This is a genomic window from Levilactobacillus brevis, assembly GCA_021383565.1.
In the GTDB taxonomy this organism is placed as follows: Bacteria; Bacillota; Bacilli; order Lactobacillales; family Lactobacillaceae; genus Levilactobacillus; species Levilactobacillus brevis_B.
Map to the genome: position 1 here is coordinate 1 of CP079700.1, position 26,591 is coordinate 26,591.

Consider the following 26,591-nt stretch of genomic DNA (forward strand, 5'->3'; position numbering starts at 1 on the left):
CTCCTGACCATATGCAAAAAAAACAGTGATTAGCTGAACTTTTCGATAAATCTATTAAAAGTTTCCGTAGTCCCATTTGCAATTAGTACAACTAAAGCTTCATAGCTAATTTATCAAATTCTTGTATATCAATACCCGTTGCTCCAATTAAATCAAGAATAATCTCCTTTGCTAAGTCTTTACTATAGGAATTTAATTGTTCTGTGAAATCTGGCTCTTCACTTTCATACAGGCCATTGAGCAGTGGAATAATGTAACTATAGATATACACTATTAGTGGATATTCGGTAGATTGCAAATTTAATCCGAATTTTTGGACAAATTTGTCAGCATAACCTGATACGGTGTTTGCCAGTCGAGTATTTTAAGCGGTCGCTGGTTAATTTGGAGTAACGTCGTCGTTAAATCTTGAGCACTAATGTGCTCAAAACGAGTCCCTTTAGGATAAAAATAACGTAAATTCCGATTAAAGCGTTCATTACTACCACGTTCAGCTGGCGTATAAGCATGGCAGTAATAGGTCTTAATACCATATTGTGATTCAAGTGATACTAGCCCACTAAACTCAGTGCCACGGTCCACAGTAAAGCTGTGCACCGGACCATTAAAAGTGGTTAGGAACTTAGTTAGTGCTTCATTAACAGTCGCTGTCGTCCGATCTTTTAACCGGTATGCCCAAAGGAACCGTGATTTGCGATCGATTAAAGTTAATAAAACTGCCTTACTATGCCCACGAGGACCAACGACTGTATCTAGTTCAAAATCGCCGATGCGATTACGTTGATTAATCATCATGGGACGCTGTTCAATTGATCGCCCCAAAGATTGATTATATTTGGATCGTTGGTCAACGTTACGCCGTTGGCGTACGCCATGTTCAGGTAGATCATTCAAGGAGAAATCAATTCTCCCCTGATTTAGCCAATTATAAATAGATTTAGTAGCTAGTTTAAATTCGTGAGCAATCATTCCTGGTGACCAGCTTAGACGTAAATGGTTGAGAATTTTTTGCTTTAACTCATCGCTCAGCTTAGTTTTCCGACCACATCGTGATCGCTTGTATTCGGCATCTGTTTGTGCTAATTCAGCCTGATAAGGTTGACATCGAGATAATTCATAAGAAATTGTTGACGGTGATCGGTTCAGCCGAACGCCCATTTGGATATTGGACAGCCCTAGTTCACAAAAGGTTTCGATTTTAATTCGTTCGGAATAGGTTATACTAGACAAAAGATCAGCTCCTAAAAGATGGGTTTGTGGTAAACACCATTTTAAAGGAAGCTGATCTTTTTTGTCCGAACAGCGTTCGGATTAATTTTACAATCTACCAAATTATGAAGCCTAAACGCTAATCTGTTCGCGTATAATAAACTAGTGAGTAATTTAAAGGTGGGGGAAGGAATGTTTTTATGTTGGAACTGTCATTTGAAAAAGAAGTTGTTAAAACCTTAACGACCGGAAGTAATCAATGGGTGGAACGAAAAGACCTGTATGGTGCGACGCCGGATCAATTATGGGCTAATTTTCGCGATAAATTAAATAACAATAACTATGCTAAATTGCAGGGACACCCTTTAACTGATACCGAATTTAATCAGGTTAAACGGGCGATTGAGGTCCGGACACCTTACGAAGCAGCTAAGTTACTAGCCGCCGAAAATGGCATTGGCAAAGTTGAAGTTGAACGTGATGATGCTAAGCTGGGCACGGTGACGCTCGAGTTGTTTTGGAAAGCGGACGTTGCTGGCGGTAAATCTAGTTATGAAGTGGTGCGACAAGCAGTGCGACCACGGTTAGCTGGTACTCAAGATGTCGATCCTGATCGCCGTTTTGACGTAACCCTATTGATTAATGGGTTACCCTTAATTCAATTGGAACTAAAAAAAGCCACGGTCGAACTTAACCAGGCTTTTAATCAAATTGAAAAATACGCGCAGGAAGGTAAATATACGGGGATTTACTCGCTGCTGCAAATGTTTGTGATTATGACGCCGGATAGTACGGCGTATTTTGCGAATGCCGAACCGGATCACTTCAATAAAGCCTTTTTGTTTAATTGGCGAACGCGGGATAATCACCCCGTGGAAAATGGCCTAGCGTTCACGCGCCAGGTTCTTAATATTCCCATGGCCCACAAAATGGTCAGTGAATATACGGTCATCGACCAAGAGCGGCAAAGCCTAATTCTCTTACGGCCCTACCAAATTTATGCCATTGAGGCTGTCATGCATCGAATTCATGACCATCAAGATGGCTTTGTTTGGCATACCACGGGTTCTGGTAAGACACTCACCTCATATAAAACTGCTAAACTAGCTGCGCAAGATCCTGGTGTCGATAAGGTCATCTTCTTAGTTGACCGGCGAGACTTAGACGAACAGACGACTAGCAACTTTAGTGCCTATGCTGCCAATGATGATATTGCCATTAACGAAGCGCAAAATACCGGTGATTTAATGCGTAAGTTGCAACAAAATGATGGTAAGGTCTTGGTCACCTCGATTCAAAAACTTCACCGGGCGGTCAAAAAAACACAAGCCCAGTTGGCAACCGGCAAGCAATCCTGTTTTAGTAAGACCTTAAAACAACGGGTGATCTTCTTTGTTGACGAAGCCCACCGGTCGCAGTTTGGTAAGATGCAAAAGGAAATTCGCGCAGCGTTTATTAATAGTAACTGGTACGGTTACACCGGCACCCCCATCTTTAACGAAAATAAGAAACAGCTCAAGGGTGATCTAGCGGTTACGACTGAGGAGCTATTTGGTAAAGTCTGTCACGTTTATAACTTGCGAGACGCCTTAGAGGACCAAGCCGTGTTACCGTTTAACGTGGAACACGTAACGACGATTGGCAAAGACACGTTAATAACCCGGGCTCTCGAAAAAGAAACCCAGCGCGTCAAAGCGCGTCGTGATAAGCAAGGCCGCCTGCTGAGTACAGCTGATGAAGCAAAAATTCAAGCCAAGATTCAAGCGATGTCAGTGAAGGACTTGGAAGCAACGTATTTAACTCCGGCTGACTTTGAGACTGATGAACATATTAACCAAGTTGTTCAATATATTTTACAAAAAGGCCCACGTAAAACGAGTTTGGGTCATGGCAACTATAATGCTATTTTGACCACCAGTTCCATTGAAATGGCGCAACGCTATTATCAAGCCTTTAAGGCCACGAAAAAGACTACTCACAATCAGCTGGATTCTGATTGGCCCCGCATTGCGATTACTTATTCATTAAGTGAAAACGAAGATCAGAGTGCGCAAAAACATGACCAAATGGCCACTATTTTAAAAGATTATAATCAGCAGTATCACACTAATTTTGATTTAGCCGATTTGAATCTCTATAACGAAGATGTCGCGAAACGGGCCGCCCGGCGTGAGGCGGTCTTTGCTCATCTGAAACCTGATCAAGAAATAAATTTAGTGATTGTCGTCCGCCGGTTATTAACGGGTTTTGATGCCCCTCGGCTAAACACGCTCTTTGTTGACCGCACCTTAGCTTATCAAGAACTCATTCAAGCCTACTCACGCACCAACCGGCTCCAAAACCGGGAATTAAAACAAGAGGGTCAAATTGTGACCTTTCGGGTGCCGGCAATCATGGAAGCTAATGAACGTGAAGCTTACAAGTTATATAGTGGCGAAGGCTCCTTTAATGTCATCATTCGTCCCACTTATCAGCAGGCCGTCTTAAAATTTCAAAAGGCTGTGGTGGATTTAAAAGCCATTGCTCAAACGCCGACGGCGGCCGATGACCTGAAAGGAACCACTGCCAAGGTACAGTTTGTGAAAGCCTTTCGCCAAGTGAATCAGCAATTGAATTCCTTATCCATGTACAACGATTTCACTTGGAAAAATAGTGAAAAGGCCTTTGGTATCGCTCAGCCCGAAGTAGAATCCTATACGGGTAAATATCTGCGGATTAAAGCGGCGGTTACTAACCAAGAGCCTGAGAAAGTCCCCGAAGAATTAGCTGCCTTAGACTTTTCCTTGGCCGTTGGTTCAGTCGTCTTGGTGGATTATGATTATTTGACGCAATTAATTCAAGATTGGATTGATGAACAGCAACGGTACTCGACGCCTGATCAAGCCCAAGCGCATATGACCGATTACCTGCAAAACAGTGCCAAAGTACAGGCTAGTTTGAATAAATTAGCGGAAACGCAACCGCAACAGGCTCAATTAATTCGCGAAGCCATGCCTTATATTGAGCAACAAATGCAACAGTCTCAGCAACAGAGCACCCCAAATCAAGCGCCAGTAGCGTTGAATGCTCGGGAGTTGGTGGCTGATTACGCCCAGAAACAATTGGTCAAAAAAACGACGACCTTTGCCCACACGTGGGGCTTAGATCAAGCAGCCCTATTACGGGTGGCACGTGAACACACCGTGGGTACCGATGAATGGCATCATGAACAAGAATTAACGCAGTCAGCGAATTTAGCAGCGGCCTTACAAGCTCAAACTGCCACTGGGCCGAAGATTCCAGCTATTTTGCCACTATACCGGATTAAGTCCCAGGCCGCTTGGCGGCAGTTTATTGAACACGATTTAGCAATTTATCTACAAAAATAAGTGAGGTTAAACAATGTCAGAAAAAACAACTCAAGCTAGTCAACTTGAAAACGCCCTATGGAATGCGGCGGATGTCTTACGCGGGAAAATGGACGCTTCTGAATATAAAAATTATTTATTGGGGTTAATTTTTTATCGGTTTCTATCTGAGAAAACCTTAACGACCTTTAGTGATTGGGCAGGCGAAACCGAAAATGTCACCCGGAAATATGCTCAGTATATGGATCCGCAGTTCGAGTTGGAAGGCGTCTCGGTGCAGCCCAGTTTAGTGGAGTATTTGCAAAACACGCTCGGCTATTTAATTCAACCCCAGGCGTTGTACGCCACCCTGATTGGCAAGATTCAAGCCCATACTTTTGCGTTAGACGATTTATCTCAAGCACTTCATGATCTGGAACAGTCGACACAAAATCTATCTTCAGCACAAGACTTTTCGGGATTGTTTGCCGATGTGGATTTAAGTAGTAATAAATTAGGCAGTTCTTTACAACAACGGAATCAAACTATCAGTGATACCATGTTAGCTTTAAATGCGATTGATCTCGTCCATCATCAAGGCGACGTCTTAGGTGACGCCTATGAATACTTAATCGCGCAATTTGCCAGTGATTCTGGTAAGAAGGCGGGTGAATTTTATACTCCACGGCAGGTGTCCGACATTATTGCCCAGATTGTGACTTATCAGCGCAATGCAGGTGACAACCAATTGCGGACTGTCTATGATCCAGCAGTTGGTTCTGGTTCGCTGCTATTAAATGTCGGACAGCACGTGCAAGACCCCAATTTAGTGAGTTATCACGGCCAAGAATTGAACACCACGACCTATAACCTGGCCCGTATGAACCTAATGTTACATGGAGTCTCGTATGACGATATGCACTTACGCAATGGTGACACGTTAAGTAAAGATTGGCCGGTTGACGAACCTTACTTATTTGATGCGGTCGTCATGAACCCGCCCTACTCGGCACACTGGGATAACAGTGATAAACGCTTGTCTGATCCCCGTTTCCGCGACTATGGCGTCTTACCACCTAAATCTAAAGCCGACTTTGCCTTCCTACTACATGGCTTTTATCATTTGCAGGAACACGGGACTATGGGCATTGTCTTACCCCATGGCGTATTATTTCGGGGTGCTAAAGAAGGCAAGATTCGCCAAAAGCTCCTGTTAGATAACCGGATTGATGCCATTATTGGACTACCCGCCAATATTTTTCATTCCACCAGTATTCCAACGTTAATCATGATTTTAAAGAAACATAAAACCACTGATGACGTCTTGTTTATTGATGCGTCCCGGGAATTTGAAAAGGACAAGAATCAAAATAAGCTAACGGCAGCGAATATTCAAAAAATTGTGACCACTTATCAAAACCGGCAAGATGTCGATAAATATGCCCATGTGGCCTCACCGGCAGAAATCAAAGAGAATGATTATAATTTAAATATTCCGCGCTACGTTGATACATTTGAACCGGAACCCGAGATTGATCTGGATCAAGTTAAAACTGATCTAAAGCAACTGGACCAGGAAATCAGTCAGAATGAACAAGCCTTTAATGAATTAGCTAGCCAGTTAGTAGCCACTCACGTTAATGACCAGTCAAAATCGGAGGACCACTAATGAATGCTAAACAAGCTAAATATCCGCAATTAAGATTTAAAGGTTTCACTGATCCTTGGGAAGAGCGTAAGTTGGTATCAATGACGAATTATAAGAATGGTAAGGGGCATGAGGATAAGCAATCTACGATCGGAAAACTTGAATTGATAAACCTAAATTCTATCTCTATTTCAGGTGGTTTAAAACATTCGGGTAAATTTATTGATGAAGCAGATGATACCCTCCAGAAAGATGATTTAGTCATGATTCTTAGTGACGTTGGTCATGGTGATTTGTTGGGACGTGTTGCATTGATACCGGAAGATGATAGGTTTGTACTTAATCAGCGTGTTGCTTTATTGAGACCAAATGCGACCGCTGATCCACAATTTCTGTTCTCCTATATCAATGCACACCAATATTATTTCAAGGCACAAGGAGCTGGAATGTCACAACTGAATATCTCTAAAGGCAGTGTAGAAAATTTCATTTCTTTTGTTCCGATAATTGAGGAACAAAAGAAAATAGGTACCTTCTTTAAACAGTTAGATAACACTATCACTCTTCATCAGCGTAAGTTAGCTAAGCTTAAGGAACTTAAACAGGGCTATTTGCAAAAAATGTTCCCTAAAAATGGTAGCAAGTTCCCGCAATTAAGATTTTCAGGGTTTGCTGACGCTTGGGAACAGCGTAATTTTGGTGAGCTGTACAAAAAGAACCTTGAGCGAAATAAAGATCAGTTCAGTTCGGACAGAACAATTTCAATTGCGACTATGCGTTTTAAGAAAGAAGGTAATGGGGCGGCTGAAGACTCTCTAGTATCTTATAAAGTTCTGCGGGAAGGCGATATTGCTTTTGAAGGTCATACCAGTAAGCGATTTGCGTTTGGCCGATTTGTGTTGAATGACATTGGAGATGGCATTATGTCACCGCGTTTCACGACATTACGTCCAACTCAGGATATGCCTATAAAATTCTGGAAACAGTATATTCACTATGAACCAATAATGCGTTATCCGATTGTTAATTCGACAAAACTGGGAACAATGATGAATGAGTTAGTCGTTGATGAGTTTTTAAATCAACCTGTGTTGGTTCCTGAACTTTCAGAACAACAAAAAATTGGATCATTCTTTAAACAACTAGATGGAACTATCACTCTTCATCAGCGTAAGCTTGAAAAACTCCAGGAACTAAAAAAAGGGTATCTACAAAAGATGTTTTGCTGAGCTTAATTTGATCAAATTTAGGATCCTATGAAACCCCATGACTTAATTTTTATTGTGCTTGGTCAACACTTAATTCACCTGTATAATGGATTACGCAGGAAGTTTTAAGGGCGGTGGCTGTCTTTTCCCTTGCGAGGTGAGGCCCATGGGAACATGGAATAATCTTCAGGAAGGTTTCACAGTCAATGAGCGTCTTCCAGACACTCTCGTTGATGTTGCTATTTGCAATGTTTATTTTAGCGTTGCTAACATACATCGACAAAAGGAACAAATAAAAAAGCCGCCCCGATTATAACTTTGGCGAGTTACGGGACGACAGTATCGTTTAGTTAACTAATGCCACCGCCTTTGAAGCGGCTTGCATGGGAAGTCTTGTTAGCGCAGGGCTTCCTTTTTCTGTCTCCATTATAGCATGCCCTTTAAAAACTGGCTAACGTTTTAGACTTTGATCGGGTTCAGAATCTGGTTGTTTAATTTCTGGATTCTTTTTAGCAAATGCTTGCAGCTGTTTTTGCGTTCGATTACTGATTTTCTGGTGTACATCATTTAATTTATTTTTTAGTTCTGATTTTTGTTGTGGATTCGTTGCTTGCTGAACTTGTTGTTGCAAGCTTCGATAGGACTTATTAAGTGTTTGGGCTGATAGCTTTTTTAAATCATGCTCAGGCTCTTTTTGTGTTTCTTGTAAGCCTAATTGTTTGGTTAAGCCATCGCTAAGCTCAATCACTTTGTTGCTAACTTGCTGGATTTCACTTAAAGCACTATGGATCACAGCTGTATCTTTAGCCCAGGTAGCCACATAACCGAGTGAATAGTTACTGGTATCAACGCCAATGTTTTGCATGGCGACATATGCAACCGCTTCGGCCTGGGTTTCCTGATAGGCTCGTGGCCGATCTTTAAAGGCTGATTTTAAGCCGTGTAGCTGGCTATGCGCATATTCGTGGTATAACGTCTTTAGTTTCAAAGCATTATCGGATTCATCACCACCAATAACAATTTCATTAGTGCTGGGTTGAAAATACCCCTTAGCCCCATTTAGCGTCGCTAAAGGCACTTCACTGACTTTAAGGTCGGTTTGCTGGTTTAGATAGTCCTTGAATGCGTTATACAAGCTTGTCACATTCTGATGATCGGCCAAATTTTCTTTGACAAAGTCTTTAGCACTTAACACTGGTTCACCGCTAGTTTGTGCCACATCAAAGACGGGTAGATAGCGATAACCGACAATGGCACGCTCATCGGTGGTATCAAGATGCTTCTGCTCGGCTGGTGTTAGCTTCTTAATGATCGGAGCCGCAATCCGAATCGCTTTTGCGCCCCGGTTGACGGTGCGGTTAAAAGCCTTCTGCCATTGCTTAAAACCGGCGACTTGAGTGGCTTGAGGATTTTGCGCATAAATTAAATCAATGTTTCTGGCGCTATAACGATGAAATTTAGCCAGGGTATTGAGATACTTTTTAAATTGGTCACTATCAGTTAATTTTAGGATTTGCTGTTCAGCCTGGGCGACTAATTGTGCTTTCCAAGCCTTAACATCTGCTTTATTTGGCATAAGTTACCCCTCCTCATCTTCAAAAATATCATTCAGTATGGGAGCCACTTTTGTTTGAATTGAGGTCGTGCCATAAAGGGCGATGTAGCCATCAGCTAATTTTTGCCAAGCCACTTGATAATAGGCTCCGTTACCAGTGATTTCTTTTAAATACTTGTAGGTTCCTTTAGCCTGTAAAACTGGTAATTCACTCCCAATGACTGCTAATTTATTATCCATTTTATGATCTCCTTTGCTTTGCTAATCTCACCCGTTGTTTGGGTTTACTTTTAGGGTTGTAAAAGTGAACCTAAATGACGGGTTCACCAACCGGAACGTAGTGTAGGGCGGTAGGCAGGTTCTAATCAAAATCAAAACTTAATTTATGGCCGTCAAGCTTTAACTTGGCGTCAAACGACTTTCCTTTTTTACTCTTGAAACCCTTTAATTTGCTGGTTTCCCCCTTGGTGACCAACGCTTTAATTGCGGTCTTACCGAGGGTCTTACTGCTCCATTTCTTGGGCAGGGTAAAGCTTTCGCCTTGCTTAGGCTTTACAATGTAAAACTTCTGTTTATTTAAAACGGTCGCTTGCGGTGTTTCTAAGAAGACCTCGTCGGACTTTTGTGCTTGCTGTTGGTGATCGATTTGTTGCTTAATGGCTGCACTGCCAGTCAATTGCGTGGGAACATCAGCAATCAATTTTTCCACGAACTTTTTGATTTGGTTCAAAAAGTTATCCGGGGTGCGTTCTTCGGTACTGATTTGTTGTAACGCTTGCTCCCATTTTGCTGTCATCTCTGGGCTAGTTAACAAGGGTTCGAGTTCAACCGCTTTACATAAAGTAATCCCCGCTTCACTGACGTGGAGCTTGTTCTTTTCAGTAACTAAATAGCCGCGTTTCTTTAACACTTCCAGCACATTTGCCCGGGTTGCACTCGTTCCAATGCCTTGCACGTCTTTGAGAATCGCCTGGGCTGCTTCATCATCAAGCGTTTTACCGGCCGTCTTCATGGCCGTAATCAGGGTACCTTCGGTAAATGGTACCGGCGGGGTCGTTTCTTTTTGCGGCGTTTGCAGATTTGCTTGGACTTGATCGCCTTGGTGAACGAGCGGTAAGGTTGCTGCTTCTTGCTGTTCGGCTTTGTGATCATCAAATAAAGCTTGCCAACCTTGCTTAGTTGGGACCTTACCGGTTGCTTTAAAATTGGTGTCGCCAACCTGAGTGATAATGGTGGTTTCTTCGTACTCGTACGGGTCAGCAAACATCGCTAACGTCGTTCTTAAAACCAAGTCATAGACTTGTTGCTGTAATTTAGGCAAGCTGGCTAGTTTCTCTTTCGTCGGGACGACTTTAGTCATAATAATGGCGTAGTGTTCTTCAACCTTTTTTCCATTAACATAGCGCTTATTTGGGGTGGTATTGGTTAAAGCGACTTGTTTAGAGACTAACCCCAGATACTTCGTCAGATTAGCCACTAAATACTCAAATTCTTCATCAGTGATATAAGCACAATCGGTGCGGGGATAACTGAGTAGTTTGTCTTCGTATAAGCTTTGAATAGCCGCTAAGGTTTGGCTGGCACTGGCGTGATAACGTTTATTCATGGCACTTTGGAGACTAGATAGCGAGAATAGTTGGGGACTAGCACGCTTTTTGCCTTGTTTTTGGACGTCCTTGATTAAACCGTCCTGTGAGCCTTTCTGAACGTGTTTAGCTCGCATGAATGTCATTAGCCCTGCTTCGTCTTTAAATCGCTGATAGGGGTCTAATTTTGCGACGAATTTTTGCTGATTAGCTACAATTTCCGCATTTAGTTCAAAATAGGGTTCCGGCTTAAAGTTTTTGATTGCCTGGTCTCTTTGATAGACCATATACAAGGTTGGCGTCTGCACGCGACCAATCGAGTACACCCCACGTACCCCTTTTTGTCTTAATAACAAGGTGTATAAGGGACTACCATTCATTCCAATTAACCAATCGCTAATTTGACGGGTTTGGGCTTCTTTATAAGCCAAATAGTCTTTGTGCCAATCGCCAAGATTTTTGAAGCCGGTAATAATGGCGTCTTTTTCCAAACTATTCAACCATAGCCGCTTAATGGTCTTCTTTTTGACGTCAATCTGGGCTTGGTTCATGATCGACCAGGCAATATTAGAACCCTCTCGGCCACTATCGGTGGCGACAATAATAGTATCGGCTTTCGTTAACAGGTCTTTGACGATCCCGTATTGGTCCTTTTTACTAGCTGATACTTCAAACTTGTATTTATCAGGGAAAATCGGTAAATTAGATAAGGCCCATTGCTGGTATTTCTGATCATATTTATCCGGTGTGGCTAGTTCAACTAAGTGTCCGAGACCGTACGTCACAAGCGTATTTGCGGGCAAAACAGGGTCGCTAACCGTATAGTAACCCTGTTTTTTTGTGCTCTTTTGAAAGGCTTGGACGTATGAACGGGCTTGACTGGGTTTTTCAGCTAAGATAACAGTGGTCATGTTCGTTCACTCCTTGTGATTAAGTTTTTGATCTAATTCTGTTTTACCTTGTTCAGCCGCTTTCAACCAAGTTTCACGGCGCAATTCTTGTTGTTGCTCTATCGATTGTTGCTTCAAATAATGTTGATACCGGTTGATGGCTTTGAGATCTGCATAGGCTGACCAACGGAATAATAAGCCACCCAGCAGTAAAACTAAGGCCATTAGCGCAGTTCCTAAAAAATCGGTATAGTTCGCCGTGAAAAGCTCTTGGTATAAATCCATTAACATGAGGTAAATTCCCATTATATAGAAGACCATGCTAACTAAGTTATCAAAATAGTAAGACAACTTAGTCCGCCGTGAAGGTGTTGTAAAAGGATCGGTTCGCACATCTTTTTTGGCTTTTTCCAATAACCAGTGTGCGATTTTCTTCATAACTATTTTTCCTCCTAGTGGTTACGGAAATAATTTTGAAACATTCTCATGGCACCCATACCAGCACTTTTAGTCACACCGGTTGAAGCCCAAAAGTCTTTAACGGCGTCAGGTGTTTTGACCACCAGAAAACCGAATCCGATTGAAGCAATAAAAGCAATAAACCCGTATTTAGCCATATTAGTGAAACACCACACTGATAATGACATACAAAGCACCTGGCTAATAATGGAAGCATTGTAATAAATGTACTTCTTCCACCACGTACCACTATAATCAAAGCTTTCAGTCGCCATGCTCATTGCAGCTAAAGGAATTGTCAGGTTATACCACGCCATATCAGCCACAAACACACACATTTTGATAAAGAACACGACGGTTACGACAGTGAAGATTAGCAGAAACAAAATCTGTAAGGGTAGCGAAATGCCAACATCTTTTAACCCAGGAACTTTATTCATGCCGGTAATTGATTTAGCAGTAAACTTCTGATCAGAATTAAACATATACTTTAGCAGGGGCAAGGTAATTGAACCTTGAATGAAGCCTTGTAAGAACACGAAAACCGGAATCACGGCCGCTGATTTAATCCCGTCCATGATGATATTAGCCCAAGTCACATCGGTACTTTCGTCCGCCTCTTTTATAATTGTCATCACAATACGGCCAAGGACGACCACAACGACTAACGATGTCGCAAAGGACAGGAAGATGGCATACCACGTTTTAATAATCGGCAAGCTTTGATTGGCTTGGTCAATGATTGCCTTGCAGATGTTGAATAAGCCGTCCAACAAACCAGACAGTGCCCATTCAAAAAACTTAGCAATCGCTCCCTGAACCAGTCCTGAAATATCACCTAAAACAAACATATCTATCACTTCCTTTTTTGCAATTCAAAGCTTCCTAATCCGTCATCTGCTTTGGCAGATTTATTTATTGCTTTAGCTTTATAACCATCGCTAATTTGAGTTAATTCAAATTTTTGATTCTTCTCATCATCAGTATTTACTTTTAAATATTCTTTACCAGAAGTATTACTGACTGAATAATTGGCATTTACATTCATCAAGGGGCTTTCAATAATCATTGTTTTTTTATTAAATTGGGTTTTGTAGCTTTGTCCTTTTTGGTTGAGATACCATTTATTACTTTGCAAATCCTGTGCTGTAGACTTCCCACAAGCGGTAAGACCAACAACAATCAGCAACACTGTCATCACAGCGATTATATATTTCCAATATTTTTTCATTAATATGTCCCCCATTATCCAAGCATTTTCTTATTTCTAGACTCTAATTCTTGATCGATATTATCCTGCAATTTGTCTTCTTCGTCATCGGTTGTTTGATCGTCTTTTTTGGCTTGGTGCTGTGCTTTAACTGTCTGATTCCACTTATCTACCTTATTCTTAAAGTGGGTTTCCTGGCTGGCTTCTGGTTGGCCTTGATACTCATTCTGTGACAAGTTAACCAAATGATCAGCCCCTGGAAATAGTTTAAATTGGAACGCTTTTGTAGCTTTGACTGGTCGCGCATTGCTAAAGATTAATAAGCTCTGATCTTCGGGCATACGCATAATTTCATCGGGCGTCATGAGCGAACGACTCGTATAGCTGTAACTATCACTTTTGCTGTGACTTTCTTCCTTGCTATGACTGGTACTCTCACTACCCGTTTCCACTTTCACCGTTGATTTTCCTAACAGATCACTAAAGTATTTAGCGGTCACATCATTAGCGGCATTTAAGCAAATCTTAACGGCATGATTTCCTAAGATACTCTCGGCCTTATCCTTGCCATACAAGGCTTGGAGCTGGGTTAAGGTTTGACAAATTGTCGTCACGCCAATGCCGTACCCCCGACACGTCGCTAGGAACTCCTCATACTTGGGAAACTTCCCTAAATTGACAAATTCATCAAGGATAAAGTCGACTTGGTGGGGCAATTTAGCGTGATGATCGGCGGCTAATTTGTATAATTCATCAAATAATTGTGAGAAAAACAGATTGATGAAGCTTTCATAGGTATTATCCATCACCGGAATAATCACATACAGTACTACTTTGGCTTTGCCAATCTCTTTTAAATCAAAGTCTGAAAAGCTGGTAAAATTGGCCACTTCTTTGTCAACAAACTTCGAAATGGTCGCCAACAGGCTTTCAATAATGCTGGCTTTCATTTCTCCTTTAGCCTTTTTGAAACCTAACTCATAAGCGCGTCTCGCTGGATCAGTCATAGTTAGATCAAGAAACAAGGTATCTAGCGGACTATCCGCACCCTTTTCCTCGGCTTCAACGTCATTTTCTTGTAAGACCTGCGTTACGCCCGCCAAATTTCGTTGTTCTGGTGACCGGTGGTTCATGACAAACAGGATTAAAGCCTTCAAAAGCTGTCTTTGGGTACTGAACCACACGTCTTTTTTACCTTCGGCATTTTCACTTTGCACGATCTTTGTTGCCACGGTTTCGGCTTGAATATCCCGTTGAATATAATCAAAAGGATTGTAGCGATCACTATGCGCCATGTTGGCAAAGTTGACGACATGTACTTGATAACCCTGGGCTAGTTTGATACCGGCCGTCTTTTCGTATAATTCACCTTTCGGATCGGTCACGACAATGCTGTTCTCCGTTTCGTTAAACAGGTTGGTAATGACGACTGATTGGGTCTTATATGATCCAGGTCCCCCAACCACAAAGATATTCCGATTGGGTTTGGTGCTGTTATTCTGGTAAACAATCCGTTTATCCACGATCCCTAAAATCGTCCCATTCATGTTAATCTCCCCCTTTCGCTGACTTTTCTCGATCCACTAATGATTTGAGAATTTCTGCCTTGGTACTCTTGTTAAATGCTGTGGTGAGGTCTTTGGCATTGATACTAAAGTAATGGTCACTTAATTCTTTTAAATTCCCCCAGGTCGCACTCCCGTGGGTTTCAGTGTCCGCAGTTTTCCAAGCTTTATGCTTGCTGTTCCGTTTCAAGGCAAAATAGACGGTGTATAGTACCACAGCAATACTGACGATAATTAATACCGGGTTCTTTTGACCCAAATACAAGTTGTAATAGTGCCAGGGGTGCAAGGCTAATTATTTTAATACGGTTGGCATATGATCCGCAAAAGTTAGCTTATAGTGCGACAAGGCCATGACTGATCCAGCTAAAATCTCCGCTAAATACAAGCCAATGATTAGCGTTAGTAGATATGGCCAGCTGACTTTAACGCTGTTTAATAATTTGTCTTTCATCTAATCACCTACTATCTGTTTAATCCTTTGTTGGTTGGTACCGGAGTATCGTTGCTTGCCATGGATCAAGGTTGGTACTGACGTTAATTGATATTTTTGAATGTAATGCCGATTCTGCGGTTGGTTCATGTTAATCAAGACGATGTTGTGACTGATTGCGTTGTGCCAATAAATCTGATGAAAAATAGCTTGGCAATCCGGGCAATCATCGCGATAGAAGAACAACACTTTTTTAGGGTGCTTAGCCAGCGTCACAACTGTTTTCTCTTTCTCAACATGGTTCACATAGCTATGACCTGCAAAGCCTAATACTGCAAGTATCACCACGATCACCGCTAGGGCTTTGCTTACTTTTTTAATCAAGGTCACTCGCTTTAAAACTGTTCCCAAGATTCTGTACATCAGTGATTCGATCCGTGGTGGTATCGAAAGTCACTTGATAAAGTACCGTCGCCTTTTGCCAGTCGTTGTCGCCACTCTTACTTTCGTAACTGACAACGGCCAAGCCTTTCATATTTTGCCCCTGCTTACTTTGCGTATACAGGTTCAGTTGATTTAACTTAGCTGAAACACTATTGCTATCACCATACGTGCCCTTATTTGAAAAGTATTGCTGATATAGTTTGTCGGAAATCAAGTCTTTCACGCCATTTTTACGCTGACCGTAGGTCTTGGGCTTAAAGTTATTCATGACCTTAAAGAACTTGGTGACTACCGTATTAAAACTCAGTTCAGCCTGACTTTTGTCTTTATTATTTTGGTAGGTCTTATAACTGTCAATTTGGGTGCTCAATAACTGCTTTTGTTGGTTGGTTTTAGTCAATTGCTGACTAACTTGGCGCTTCTGTTTTTGTAGACGACTAATCTGCTGTTGCGCCTGCTTAACTTGGCTATGTTGATAGGCATTTGCCCCTAATGACATGATTAAGATCAAGCTGCCGATCACCACACTTAAAACCATGCTCCGCTTCATTTGTTTTCCCTCCTTACTTCTTGATTGGCCGGGCTAACGTTACATCACCACCATTTAGTAAGCTATAAAAAGCGGTCCCAAAAGTGCTTTCGTTAACTTTGTCACCCGTACCACCTTGCTCAATGATCTTAGTGGCTTTACCTTGCCATTTGCCTAGTAGAATGGCAGTATGGCCGTCATTTCCAGCTCCCACGCCTTGATTAACGATCACAATATCACCGGCTTTCGCGTCAGTTTCACTGATCTGTTTCAAGTATTGATGGCTGCCTTTGGCGTCACTGGCCATCGTGCCGGTAAACCAACCCATGTTGGCCGGTACCTTGTAACCAGCCTTATTCAAGGCTAACCAGACAAAGCCTGAACAATCTGTCCCACCGGTTTTGTTAGGATTCTTTAAATCGCTACCTAAATCGGGGCTAGGGTGGGTTTGAACATAATAGAAGTCGCCCTTCATACTTTCCGCGTTTTTAACAATGCTGCCACCGGAATAGCTCGGGTCACTATCACAACCTAGTTCGGTCAGATCGCCGGAACTTGCATTATCTAACGTATTACCGGCCACGGGATCACTTGCACCCAACACGGAATACCAATGATCGGCATAACCGTATCTTTGGCTTAAATACCATTGTTCCGGGTTCTTACTCATACCCTCGTAATCCATTAACCAGGCTTTGGTCGCTTTATGCACGTCCGCATATTTAAAAATCTGCTTGTTTGACGCATAGTAACTACTGTTCAATTCTTGGTCGAGATAATCCAACTGTACCCCGAGATTGGTCGCTGGTTTATTTTCTTTATGGGCTAAATCTTCCAGTTTATCTTTTCGACCACCTAACCACTGGGCTAAGCCCGTGGCCCCAGAACTGGAATTAACGGACTTGGGATCAAGGCGACTTTCTAGTTGTAAGACCCCCAAGATACCGGCGGCCGCTTGTGGGGTGGCACCATACTTCTGTTTCCAGTGTGCATAAATATTTTTGGCATTTTCCGTCATGCTCTTACTATCTAATTGCGTTTCTGTGGTCGTTGAATTATCACAACTGTTTTCTTGCAATTGACCAGTAAGCGCGGCGATTAGCAAGATGATTAGCAAAAGGGCGCCACCCACAATATAAGCAATCAATTTCCACTTCTTTTTCTTATATTCAAATGACAATACCTGCATTTAATCACCCACTTTGTGCTTGGCCTGATCGACTTGTTTTTGCGCTGCTGATTGGTCACTCTGCGCGTTCTTTAAGTCCGACTTAGCCGAATCCACCTTCTTGTCTTTATCCTTATCTTTACTGCCATCAATCTTGTTGACGTCATCTAACTTCTTTTGGGCGTCACTAACTTCGTTCTTAGCGGCATTGAGACTTAACAGGGCTTTTAAATACTTAGCTTTAGGACTATTCACACCGGCTAATTTGGTTTGGACGGTCTGGGCGTCTTGCGTATCGTTATGGGCGAGGAAGGCTTGTCCCATTCTCAATAAAACATCAGCGTTCGTCGTAAAGGATAATTGGTTATTAAGCGTATTGGTATCATAATTAACAATCGCTTTTTCGAGTTTCAATTGATCTTTTTGCTTACTCGTCGCCTTAGTTGGTAACTGCCAATCGGCCACTTGACTGCTATCTTGGTTGGCATAAGCCGCATTAACAACCTTGTTCAACTGACTTGGGTCAACGTTTAAGGCTTGCTGGTACTGACGATGCTTTAAAAAGACACTGACTTGCTTAGTTGCAGGGTAGCCGGCCCGTTGCATATCACTTTGCGCTTCCGACCACTTCCGATCATTTAAAGCAGTTTGAATTTGACCGCTATATTTTAATCGCGTGACCTGGGCTTGGTTCTGGTTAGCTAAGCTTTGATATTGCCGTTCGTCACTTTTATGGACTAAGCCAACGGCCAAAACGGCCACAATCGCCACCCCGGCCATACTCAACCATAATCGTTGCTTGGTTTTCTGCTGGGCCGTTTCAACTTCCTGCCATTCGTGATAGCTCACAAAGTCCTCAATCCCGTTAACCACTTCCGTTAACTCATTTAACGACGTAGCTTTAGCTACTTGTTGTAAATAGTCATCCGGGTGTTTGGCCAAGGCTTCTTGGGGATTGCTTAGTAGCCGTTCGTAGGGCGTCCCCGTCAAGCAAAACAGAATCAGTGCTTTGTATTTGGCTAAATTGCTATGCTTGTCATCATAAGGCATGAGTTCATTGGCCCGGTAGGCGTACCAAACATGTTGCATTGGGTAATACCACAGGTTAGCTGGGTTCAACGCAACGTGATACTGGCTATCGTTAACCACCTTTTGCGTCATGATTTCCTTGGCAATCGCTGACCGGATTGCTTTATTTTCATGTGGTAATTCCTTTAATGATCTGACCTTATCCGGCAAGGTATAAGTTAAAACAACCTTCTGGTCTTGCTCAACCACGTTAACTAACTGCAAGAACTTGGAATCAGTTTGTTTTAATTCGTTTAGCTCACTCAACTGGTCATATCGAAACTGATTGCGATTGAGTTCGAGAATTAACTTGTTTCCCTGTCGCTTGAACGTGCCAACCTCGATATTTAATAGCTGATTTGATTTACTCATTTAAAGTCCCTCCTTCCTCCTCGGTGGTAGTTAAAGCGTCAATTTCACTGGGAGTTAAGATCACGCGCTTTTGATAATCCGGTTGTTCGGCTGTCTCACGATTGTATTTTTCTTGGTAAGCTTCTGGGTCGATTAGCCGTAGTTCTTCTTCGGTCAACTCGACACGCATAAAGGCGCGTTGGCTACCATAGATCATCAGGGCTTCGCCTTGTCTACGGCGTTCTAGTAGCTTCTTTTCTTTATCCGAGAACGTCATACGCAATTTGGTAATCACATCATCAACGCCTTTACCGTCAAGACCAAAGAACACTTTGGTGTAGGAGTTCCCAATAATGGCTTCACCAATGTTCTGCCCGGTATCTGTCGTGCCTTCGATCACATCTTGAATTTGCTGCGTTCCGGCAATGGCCCCGGCATTGTATTTTCTAAAACGTTTGTATGCTTGATGGAAAAAGGTGGCGGCCGCTTTGTGCAAAGTCAAAAAGTGAAATTCATCGACAAACAATTTCTTGCGGCTATGCCGATCTTTGGTGATTTCGTCCCACAAATACTGGAAGGTATTCAGATAAGCCGCTGATTGGACTTCCTGTTCACTTTGTAGTGGTTTTAGATCAAAAGAAATGATTTTCCCTTTTAAGTTAACGTTGGTGTGCCCGTCAAATAGGCTGTTAGAACCATGGGTATAGCTGCCTAAGATGTAGTAGAAGTCTTTAACCCGACTGAACTTATCTGCGTCCTTATCAGCCAGTTTCTCCAACTCGTCATAAACATTGGATAAGGTCGGCCACTGATCGTCTTTAATCTCTTTTAAGCGGCTGTATTTCAAAACACCACTGTTGACGTAAGCTTGTTTAACGACATCATCAAGGATTGCCAGTTCAACTTGGGTAATCCCGGTTTTAAGGACTTCAAAGAATCCCTTTAATCGCTGGATTTTATCTTTAACTAGTAAATCAAGGTTCGTGACCGCCTCATCGGCGCTTAGGATTTCTTCGGAGAAAATTTGGAGCGGGTTAATTTTGTACTTAGCATTCGAGGTTAGGTGCAAGACTGCGCCACCCAGGGCTTCAACAATCTTGGTATATTCGTTTTCTGGGTCAATAATGTAGAGTTGATAGTCTTGAATGGCGTAGCGTAAGATTTTCTGAATCATATAGGTGGTCTTGCCGACCCCCGAGGTCCCGATAATCACTTGATTTTGATTTAGGGTCTTGTTGCGATCCAGCATATCTACGGCAATTAAGCTGTTGGTATCTTTGTTAACTCCTTCAATATCGCTTCTCGGCTTTAAGTCCAGAATTTCAGCGTCATCAAAAGGAAACATGCTGCTGGCGACTTCGGTATTACTTTCTTTATAGGTGTAATCCCCCATGAGGTTCTCGTTAATTGGCATGGTTGACCAGAAAGCTTGAAAGGTTGCTTTAACGGGCACTAAGGGCTTCATTTGTAGTTTAATCAACGTATTCTTGACGTTCTCGGTTAAGTCATCTAATTCTGCTAAACTGTTAGCCCGCATATAAACCAACATATGTTGATAGACAAATGTGGTAGAATTATCAAGGTATTTATCTAGTTGCATGTTGGCCGAATCAATGTAGTTTTGCAGAATCTTCTTTTTATACGGGTCGAACGTATTCAGCTTCTGCGCTTCCTTATTTTGAATCGTCTTCTTGTAATAGGTAATCATTGAATTGTTACTGGCGCTGTCGATATATTGCACAATATCGATAACGCCTTTTTTACGCTTCAATTCTGACAACCAGTTGCCGTAAACCCGCTTGGGATAGTCAGCAATCGCTAACACCCGAATAAAATTCTCCCCCGACTGGACGTAGGTGGGGTACTGTTCCCAGCTAAACGGGAATAGTGAATGCAAGCTATCGCGATCAATCAGCTTGGTAAAGTCTTCAACCTCCGGTTTTTGTTTATTAACCGCTGGTTCACTATTTTGCTGACTTTCGTTTTTGGTTGGCATGAACAAATCTATGACCTTATCGCCAAAACTCATACTGTTGCCTCCTATCCATTGAAATTGATTAAGTTCTTTAAAATCTCTTGGACTTCTTGACTAGTCAACACTTTGGCCGTCACATCAAAGTCCGTTAATGCATTTTCAATATCCCGCTTAACCTGTTCGATTTTTTCGTCTAAATGACTGACCGCTAGATTTAAACTCTTAACACTTTTGTCTTTAATCGGTACCTTAACGATTAGCAGATGTTGTTTAGTGGTCATGTTTTTGGATTCCTGGACTTTAGTAAAGTGGTCCAAATAACTGGCTATTAATTGGATTTTGAACTGTTGATCGGGGTGATCTTTTTGTAAAGCAAGATACCGACGTTTGAGACCATTGAGATAAGCTGTCATATTGACGGGAATTGTCGGCTCTAAGAACTGTAAGGTGTCATCAACCCCTTCACCTAACGTACTCATGAGAAAGGCGCCATAGTCCTCAAAGACGTCTTGCTGTTCGGTTTCATTAAGTAGATCAAGGTTGATCCCACTAACTTCCAAAATGCCAACGAGATTACCCGTTTTGGTAACTTCGTAGTTACCATACATACCCACCACCAAGCTCATGTCATCAATGGTCTCTTTGCCACCATTGATTCTAGGCGGTTGGTAATCCCAATTGAGCTTCGCTGATTTATTGGCGGTTTTGCTCTTCTTCAAACGCATTTAGTTCGCCTCGCTTCTTCGGTTTTAAATAAAACAGTTTCTGACCATTGGCATAGCGACGTTTCAACTTAAAGTTATCCCGCACTTTAATATTCTTCCGCGCCGCAACTGGCCGAATTGTTAAAATAGCCATGACAATCGTCATGGCTAAGACAACAATCACTATTTTTATCAGGACTAAAATCAGGCCATAGGGTGGGATCGCAATAAAAATTAAGCCCACTAGTCCTGCCAGCGCCGCATAGCCAAAATCCTTCAAGGTGTAGTCTTTCCAGATCCCATAATCTTTATCTACGTTCTCTGGAAAGATAAATTCTTTTCCTTTCTTCATTTTGGCAGGCTCCTTTTTAAATTAAGTGAATAGGCTGTAAACCCAAGGTAATAGCCAGATAATCGCTGCCGCTAGGGCCACTAAACCAGCCACCCGACCAACCGCGTGATAAACCTCTGATTTCTCTCGTGGATCGTCTGCGTCAGGCATTCTTTTGATAATAATAAATAGCGCGACACAAATCCCAACTAAAACGACCAAGCCAGTTAAAATACCTTGAATCGTCTTACCAGCTTGAGTTAACTTGCTTTTAACTTCGCCGCCGTCCGCCGCCAAAACAACCTGGGCGTTCATCAGCCCTAAATAAATCGCAGTAGCTCCAGTGGTTGCTAGCGCTTTCATTTTGCTGAACTTCATGTTATTCCTCCTTTCCATCGTCTTCTGATGTTCGTAATTGAATTTGTTCGGCCTGCGTTTTTTCTGGCTCACGCTGATAGAACTTATCCAATTGTTCCTCGGAAATTTGCTGGCTTGGTAATGGATCTGTGGCTAATTTAACTCGCCCATTTTGGCTCGTGGCTAAGTAATACTCTTTTTCTGACTGACCAAGTTCCTGAGTCTCTAAGACATGTAAATTATGTTCGTAACGACCTAAGGCATTATCAACTTCTAAGCCATAGAAGCCTAAGAATCCTTCTAAGAAGCTTTCACCAAAAAAGGTCATTTCGTTTTTGATCTGCTTATATTGATGAGTCGGTTTATCACTGACCAATTTTTCGGCCTTTTTAGCATTTTGACTGTCTTGGTGGCGATTAAACCAACCACTAAGCTTTAACGGCTCAGTCTTCAACTGGCGTTTAACGGTCTTCTTAATCATTGCTTGCCGAACTTCATCGATTGGCTGACCGTCTTGATCTAATATCGCTTGTAGCTGCTTCTGGTCAGTTAGTGCTTGGTCGTCATCAACCATAATCGCCTTTTGGTTATCATGTAGTAACTTGCCATTAATGCCTTGCCAGCTTTCTACTTTCATTGGATCACCTCCTTATGTTGTTTGTTGGGTTCGCGAATTTTATAATCAAGTTAGCCACCCATGTTGATTGATCAAAAAATGGTCAAAAAAAGACACCAAGACGAAAAATCAGGTATCATTGAAGTTCCAACACTAAACAATGAGAGAGGTTTTCGTCTTGACGCAACAACAGCTTACCACAAATCGTCAAAAGGGTCACCACTTAACTCAAATTGAACGTGGAATGATTGCTTCTCTACACTCCGAAGGCCATTCTGCACGCCAGATTGCATCTATTATCGGTGTTAGTCATCAAACCATTAATAATGAGCTTTCTCGTGGCACTATTAAGCAGGTTAAGAAGATTAACGGAGAGAAGCACTACCTTAAGGTTTATTGTCCTGAAGCAGCTCAGGCTCGCTATGAGGAGAACCGGTCCAATAGTAGACGTCCATTAAAGTTTAAGCAAGTCACCGACTTCCTAGCCTACTTTGATGACAAGTTTCACACGGAGCACTGGTCACCCGACGCAACGGTAGGATATGCTAAAAAGCACCGTTTATTTTCACCTCATAAGATGATTTGTGCGAAGACACTGTACAACTATATTGATGCACAATTATTGGAGATCCGCAATATCGATCTTGTGGAGAAAGTAAGACGCCGAATGGCTCATCATAAAACAACGAAAGTTAAACGGCTGGCCGGTTCTAAAAGTATTGATGAACGCCCAAGAAGGTCAATAACCGTCATGAGTTTGGACATTTTGAAATTGATACCGTTGTTGGTGAGCGTAATGGTAGCCAGAGCGTCTTGTTGACTTTCACAGAGCGTAAAACACGCTTTGAAATAGTCTGCTTGATTGAGGGTAAAGACGCAGATTCAGTATCGTATGCATTGCGAAATATTGTTAATCAATATGGTGATATTATCAAGACCGTGACGGCAGATAATGGTACTGAGTTTACGACCTTAGAGACTGCACTGAATGGCATAGCTGACACTTATTTTGCCCACCCGTACACATCTTCAGAACGAGGCACTAATGAAGTTCATAATCGGATGCTTCGTCGCTATTTTCCCAAGGGGCAATCACTCGACATTGCCACTCCAAGCCAAGTTCAGATTGCTCAATCGCATCTGAACAACCTGCCTCGGCGAATTTTAAAGTTCAAAACACCAGCCGAAGCTTTTGAAAGAGAAGTCAAGCGTGCTCGCAAGGCTCATACTGCTTAGCTTTCTTCAATTGAAACTCACTGAAACCTTTCCGCCAGCTGTCTTCGCCTGCGCTGGCTAACTTGCACTTGCAATTTGCGTGTTTGTTGGGTTAGAAATATTAAACAACTAGCTTTCCCCTAACCCGCCCGGTAAAATGGATTATTAGGAGGGTGACACCTAGAAGGCGTATTTCTAGGTGCTGATCCCCGTTAGCAACTTCACTGCTGACGAGGACGCCCTCTTTTTTTATGTGGTTTTTAACCCACTCTATCCCTTCATCAGATATTAATTTATTGGTACCTGAACCAAGCAAAAATTGATCAGGGAACTCTGGATGTCGTTTGATCCAGTTGCTGACATAATTTCGGCCACGCCCCAGCTTATGATTAGCTTGCGTTAGGCTGTACCATTCCTGATTGCCTGTCACATGTAAGTTCTCCTTTCTTAATTTAGTCATAGTTTAGCACTAAAAGGTGTAACTTACACCATTTATTTTTTTTACATTTAGGTTACAAATGCATGCCCCCATCTTCATGCCGGTTTCGAGTTTGGTGTTGCCGTTGCTTTTTCGTCATTTCCCACTCAGTCTCCTTTAGTCCACGTAGTTGCTGCTTTCTTAGATAGTCCGTGTTCTTCGCATATAAAATGGTTATTAAGGCTTCGTCCAAAATATTAGTCAGGTAGTTTTTCGGGCTAGTTGGGTAATAATTAATGGCCTGATAGTCCTTAATCTGGTCTTGCTTATATTGATCAAACCGTGTTGTCTGTTGTTTCAAACGGGCTTGCACCATTTCAATTTGTTTGTGATCCAACTTAGGATCTTGGCCACATTCGCCGATAAACAGTTGCCGGGTGCCATCATGTTTTAAGACCCGTTGCAGTCGATGATCCTGAATATCTTTTAATTCCATTTTACCTAACAGGTAATTCAAACCAGCTTGGTGTTGCTGACTAGTAAAGACTACCGGTGGCTGCTGTTGCAATTGACTAAGATCATCGGCGCTTAATGGCTTTAATTCTGGGTCATAGTAAACCACAGCGGTATAGATTTGCTCCTTATCAATCGTCTCTAGCTTATCCAGGTCACTGTCCGGAAAAGCAGTCGTTAGAATGCTGTCGTATTGGGTTTGCACCACGGCTTTAACTTCCCGAATGACCCGTAAATCTTTGACCGCTTTAGAAATGAATTCGAGTTCGCTTGGTTCATAAACGGCTAGTATGCCCCGATCAGTATGCTTCAAATCGTCTAACTGGTGACCATGTTTGGCTAGCACCGTGGTTAATTGCTTCTCAATTGTTTGGCCCTGCTGATTGACTAACTGCCAGCTGGTATATGGCCGCTTGGTAAACGTCAATAATTGCTGGGTCAGTAGGTCGTTTCGAATATCCGCTAACCGTTCTGCTAATTCGCTACCTTTGAAAATCATTTGTTCACTATTAGTTTCTTTAATCAGTTCCCGTCGTTCAGCCGCGGTTGTCTGTTCAAAATTAAGTTCCGGATAAAGCTTTTTCGTTGCTCGTTCCACCACTTTATTTAACAACTGATTAGCTTGTGCTAGTGATGTGGTTTGCTGGTCAATCGTGAGTAATTGCTTGGTCACATCTTCGCCAATCGCATGTTTAATTAATAAGCTGTTTTTCCAATTAAACAGCATGCGCTGTTTATCGTCTAAATGCTCTAAATCGACATAGGTTTTCAATTGCTGACTTAGGTGGCTAATAGTGTGCTTTTCGGAAAATGATAGCTCGTCAGTTAATGCGTCAAAATGTTCATGATTTCTTATCTTTTCGTCAAGATTATGATATTTAGCTTGAGCGTTTCTTTGCGCTCTAACTTGTTGATTAAATGCTTTTCGATTTTTTCTTTGGCTGTTAATGCCTTCGTGTTGGGTAGGTGTCTCTTGAATCCCTTGATCGACAAATGATTTTTCGCTAATTCGATCGGGAATATTTTTTTGTGCTAAAGACTGATTAACACTTGTTGCCCAATTATGCCGCCACTCATTAATTTTTTCCTTTTTATCCCAATCAACCAACCAAATTTTTCTTTGTTTTGGAAACCCGCTTTTGGTTAAAAGTTGCTTGCCATTTTCATCTTTAATGTACTGCGTCTTTGCTTTTAATCCCCAAGTACCATCGGGGTTAAAGGGCCGATTAGTTAACATCACATGAGCATGCGGATTATCCGGGTGCTCACGATGAATTGCGACATCAGCTACCATACCTTGATCGACAAAATTCTCTTGCACGTATTTAGTTAATAATTCTTTTTGTTCATCTGTACTTAACTCAATTGGTAAAGCTACGTTAAACTCTTTGGCATATCGTGAGTTTGATTTACGATCTTTCTTTTCAACTTCATTCCACAACTTCTCCCGATCACTCGCCCATTTTGGTGCATTCTTTGGTGTCAAAATAAAGCTTTCTGGCATAACCGAACGCGCATAAAAATAGCTTCGGCCTTCTTTTTGATCGAATAACTTTTCACCACTTCGATAAGCAGCTCCAGCAATGGCACTACGTCCTTTACCAGCACTAATATTTTGAAAACTCATGTGAAAAATTGCCATGTTGGTCACCGTCTTCCTTTGATTATATGAGTTTGACTTTGTTGTCGCCAACGGCGACTTCTAATACAGGTTTTAATGGGGTTAACACAACATAGAATTTATTCTATGTGTAAGTGCGCATTGACCTCGTTTCACTCGGTCTGCTGATTCTCCTGAATTTACTTTTAGTGT

At 42.1% G+C, this 26,591-nt stretch carries 23 protein-coding genes and 2 pseudogenes; 4 read left to right on the plus strand and 21 right to left on the minus strand.

Annotated elements, in window-relative coordinates; translation table 11 throughout:
• Positions 1-91 precede the first annotated feature (91 nt).
• Positions 92-271, minus strand: a complete 180-nt coding sequence (locus KB236_11940; GenBank protein UIF30395.1) for a hypothetical protein — start codon at positions 269-271, stop codon at positions 92-94.
• Between the two features lie 29 nt (positions 272-300).
• Positions 301-1,230, minus strand: coding sequence for an IS30-like element ISLpl1 family transposase (locus KB236_11945; GenBank protein UIF30396.1), 930 nt, complete (start codon positions 1,228-1,230; stop codon positions 301-303).
• 179 nt (positions 1,231-1,409) lie between these two features.
• Here KB236_11945 and KB236_11950 point away from each other — a divergent pair, with 179 nt between their 5' ends.
• The 3 genes from KB236_11950 to KB236_11960 are packed head-to-tail and all read left to right on the plus strand — an operon-like array spanning position 1,410 to position 7,412.
• Complete coding sequence (locus KB236_11950) at positions 1,410-4,577, plus strand: HsdR family type I site-specific deoxyribonuclease (GenBank protein ID UIF30397.1); 3,168 nt, start codon at positions 1,410-1,412, stop codon at positions 4,575-4,577.
• A 13-nt stretch (positions 4,578-4,590) separates the two neighbouring features.
• The gene (locus tag KB236_11955) at positions 4,591-6,204 is read left to right on the plus strand and encodes a type I restriction-modification system subunit M (protein UIF30398.1); all 1,614 of its coding nucleotides are present in this window, start codon (positions 4,591-4,593) and stop codon (positions 6,202-6,204) included.
• The gene (locus tag KB236_11960) at positions 6,204-7,412 is read left to right on the plus strand and encodes a restriction endonuclease subunit S (GenBank protein UIF30399.1); all 1,209 of its coding nucleotides are present in this window, start codon (positions 6,204-6,206) and stop codon (positions 7,410-7,412) included. The genes KB236_11955 and KB236_11960 overlap by 1 nt, the downstream gene beginning before the upstream one ends.
• A 430-nt stretch (positions 7,413-7,842) precedes the next feature.
• On the opposite strand, the gene KB236_11965 is transcribed toward KB236_11960, so the two are convergent.
• The 17 genes and pseudogenes from KB236_11965 to KB236_12045 form a co-directional block, all read right to left on the minus strand.
• Positions 7,843-8,967 carry an ImmA/IrrE family metallo-endopeptidase gene (locus tag KB236_11965; protein ID UIF30400.1) on the minus strand — a complete coding sequence of 375 codons (1,125 nt, stop codon included), beginning with the start codon at positions 8,965-8,967 and terminating at the stop codon, positions 7,843-7,845.
• A gap of 3 nt (positions 8,968-8,970) precedes the next feature.
• Positions 8,971-9,186, minus strand: coding sequence for a hypothetical protein (locus KB236_11970; GenBank protein ID UIF30401.1), 216 nt, complete (start codon positions 9,184-9,186; stop codon positions 8,971-8,973).
• Between the two features lie 121 nt (positions 9,187-9,307).
• Complete coding sequence (gene topB, locus KB236_11975) at positions 9,308-11,443, minus strand: DNA topoisomerase III (protein UIF30402.1); 2,136 nt, start codon at positions 11,441-11,443, stop codon at positions 9,308-9,310.
• A 6-nt stretch (positions 11,444-11,449) separates the two neighbouring features.
• Positions 11,450-11,860, minus strand: coding sequence for a hypothetical protein (locus KB236_11980; GenBank protein ID UIF30403.1), 411 nt, complete (start codon positions 11,858-11,860; stop codon positions 11,450-11,452).
• Positions 11,861-11,874: 14 nt separating this feature from the next.
• Positions 11,875-12,714: a conjugal transfer protein gene (locus KB236_11985; GenBank protein ID UIF30411.1), complete on the minus strand. Its 840-nt coding sequence runs from the start codon at positions 12,712-12,714 to the stop codon at positions 11,875-11,877.
• Between the two features lie 23 nt (positions 12,715-12,737).
• Complete coding sequence (locus tag KB236_11990; protein UIF30404.1) at positions 12,738-13,112, minus strand: hypothetical protein; 375 nt, start codon at positions 13,110-13,112, stop codon at positions 12,738-12,740.
• A 14-nt stretch (positions 13,113-13,126) separates the two neighbouring features.
• Positions 13,127-14,638: a type IV secretory system conjugative DNA transfer family protein gene (locus KB236_11995; protein UIF30405.1), complete on the minus strand. Its 1,512-nt coding sequence runs from the start codon at positions 14,636-14,638 to the stop codon at positions 13,127-13,129.
• Position 14,639: 1 nt separating this feature from the next.
• Positions 14,640-15,110, minus strand: a pseudogene (locus KB236_12000) (conjugal transfer protein).
• Positions 15,111-15,479 (minus strand): thioredoxin family protein, encoded by a 369-nt coding sequence (locus tag KB236_12005; protein ID UIF30406.1) that lies wholly within the window; start codon positions 15,477-15,479, stop codon positions 15,111-15,113. It abuts the pseudogene before it with no gap.
• Positions 15,466-16,083 (minus strand): hypothetical protein, encoded by a 618-nt coding sequence (locus KB236_12010; protein ID UIF30407.1) that lies wholly within the window; start codon positions 16,081-16,083, stop codon positions 15,466-15,468. The genes KB236_12005 and KB236_12010 overlap by 14 nt, the downstream gene beginning before the upstream one ends.
• Before the next feature lie 13 nt (positions 16,084-16,096).
• Positions 16,097-17,251, minus strand: coding sequence for a C40 family peptidase (locus KB236_12015; GenBank protein ID UIF30408.1), 1,155 nt, complete (start codon positions 17,249-17,251; stop codon positions 16,097-16,099).
• Complete coding sequence (locus tag KB236_12020) at positions 17,252-18,670, minus strand: conjugal transfer protein (protein UIF30409.1); 1,419 nt, start codon at positions 18,668-18,670, stop codon at positions 17,252-17,254.
• Positions 18,663-20,678: a DUF87 domain-containing protein gene (locus KB236_12025; protein ID UIF30410.1), complete on the minus strand. Its 2,016-nt coding sequence runs from the start codon at positions 20,676-20,678 to the stop codon at positions 18,663-18,665. The genes KB236_12020 and KB236_12025 overlap by 8 nt, the downstream gene beginning before the upstream one ends.
• Before the next feature lie 11 nt (positions 20,679-20,689).
• Positions 20,690-21,349: a conjugal transfer protein gene (locus KB236_12030; protein UIF30376.1), complete on the minus strand. Its 660-nt coding sequence runs from the start codon at positions 21,347-21,349 to the stop codon at positions 20,690-20,692.
• Positions 21,318-21,680, minus strand: a complete 363-nt coding sequence (locus KB236_12035) for a conjugal transfer protein (protein UIF30377.1) — start codon at positions 21,678-21,680, stop codon at positions 21,318-21,320. The genes KB236_12030 and KB236_12035 overlap by 32 nt, the downstream gene beginning before the upstream one ends.
• 21 nt (positions 21,681-21,701) lie before the next feature.
• Entirely contained in the window at positions 21,702-22,037 is a 336-nt protein-coding gene (locus tag KB236_12040) for a CagC family type IV secretion system protein (GenBank protein UIF30378.1), read from the minus strand.
• Between the two features lies 1 nt (position 22,038).
• A complete protein-coding gene (locus KB236_12045; protein ID UIF30379.1) occupies positions 22,039-22,653 on the minus strand; it encodes a hypothetical protein in 615 nt (204 codons plus the stop codon).
• 139 nt (positions 22,654-22,792) lie between these two features.
• On the opposite strand from KB236_12045, the pseudogene KB236_12050 reads away from it, so the two are divergent.
• A pseudogene (locus tag KB236_12050) lies at positions 22,793-23,868 on the plus strand (IS30 family transposase).
• A 100-nt stretch (positions 23,869-23,968) separates the two neighbouring features.
• Here the strand turns inward: KB236_12050 and KB236_12055 are convergent.
• Positions 23,969-24,277 (minus strand): hypothetical protein, encoded by a 309-nt coding sequence (locus KB236_12055; GenBank protein ID UIF30412.1) that lies wholly within the window; start codon positions 24,275-24,277, stop codon positions 23,969-23,971.
• Positions 24,278-24,359: 82 nt separating this feature from the next.
• The gene (locus tag KB236_12060) at positions 24,360-26,420 is read right to left on the minus strand and encodes a MobA/MobL family protein (GenBank protein UIF30380.1); all 2,061 of its coding nucleotides are present in this window, start codon (positions 26,418-26,420) and stop codon (positions 24,360-24,362) included.
• Positions 26,421-26,591 lie beyond the last annotated feature (171 nt).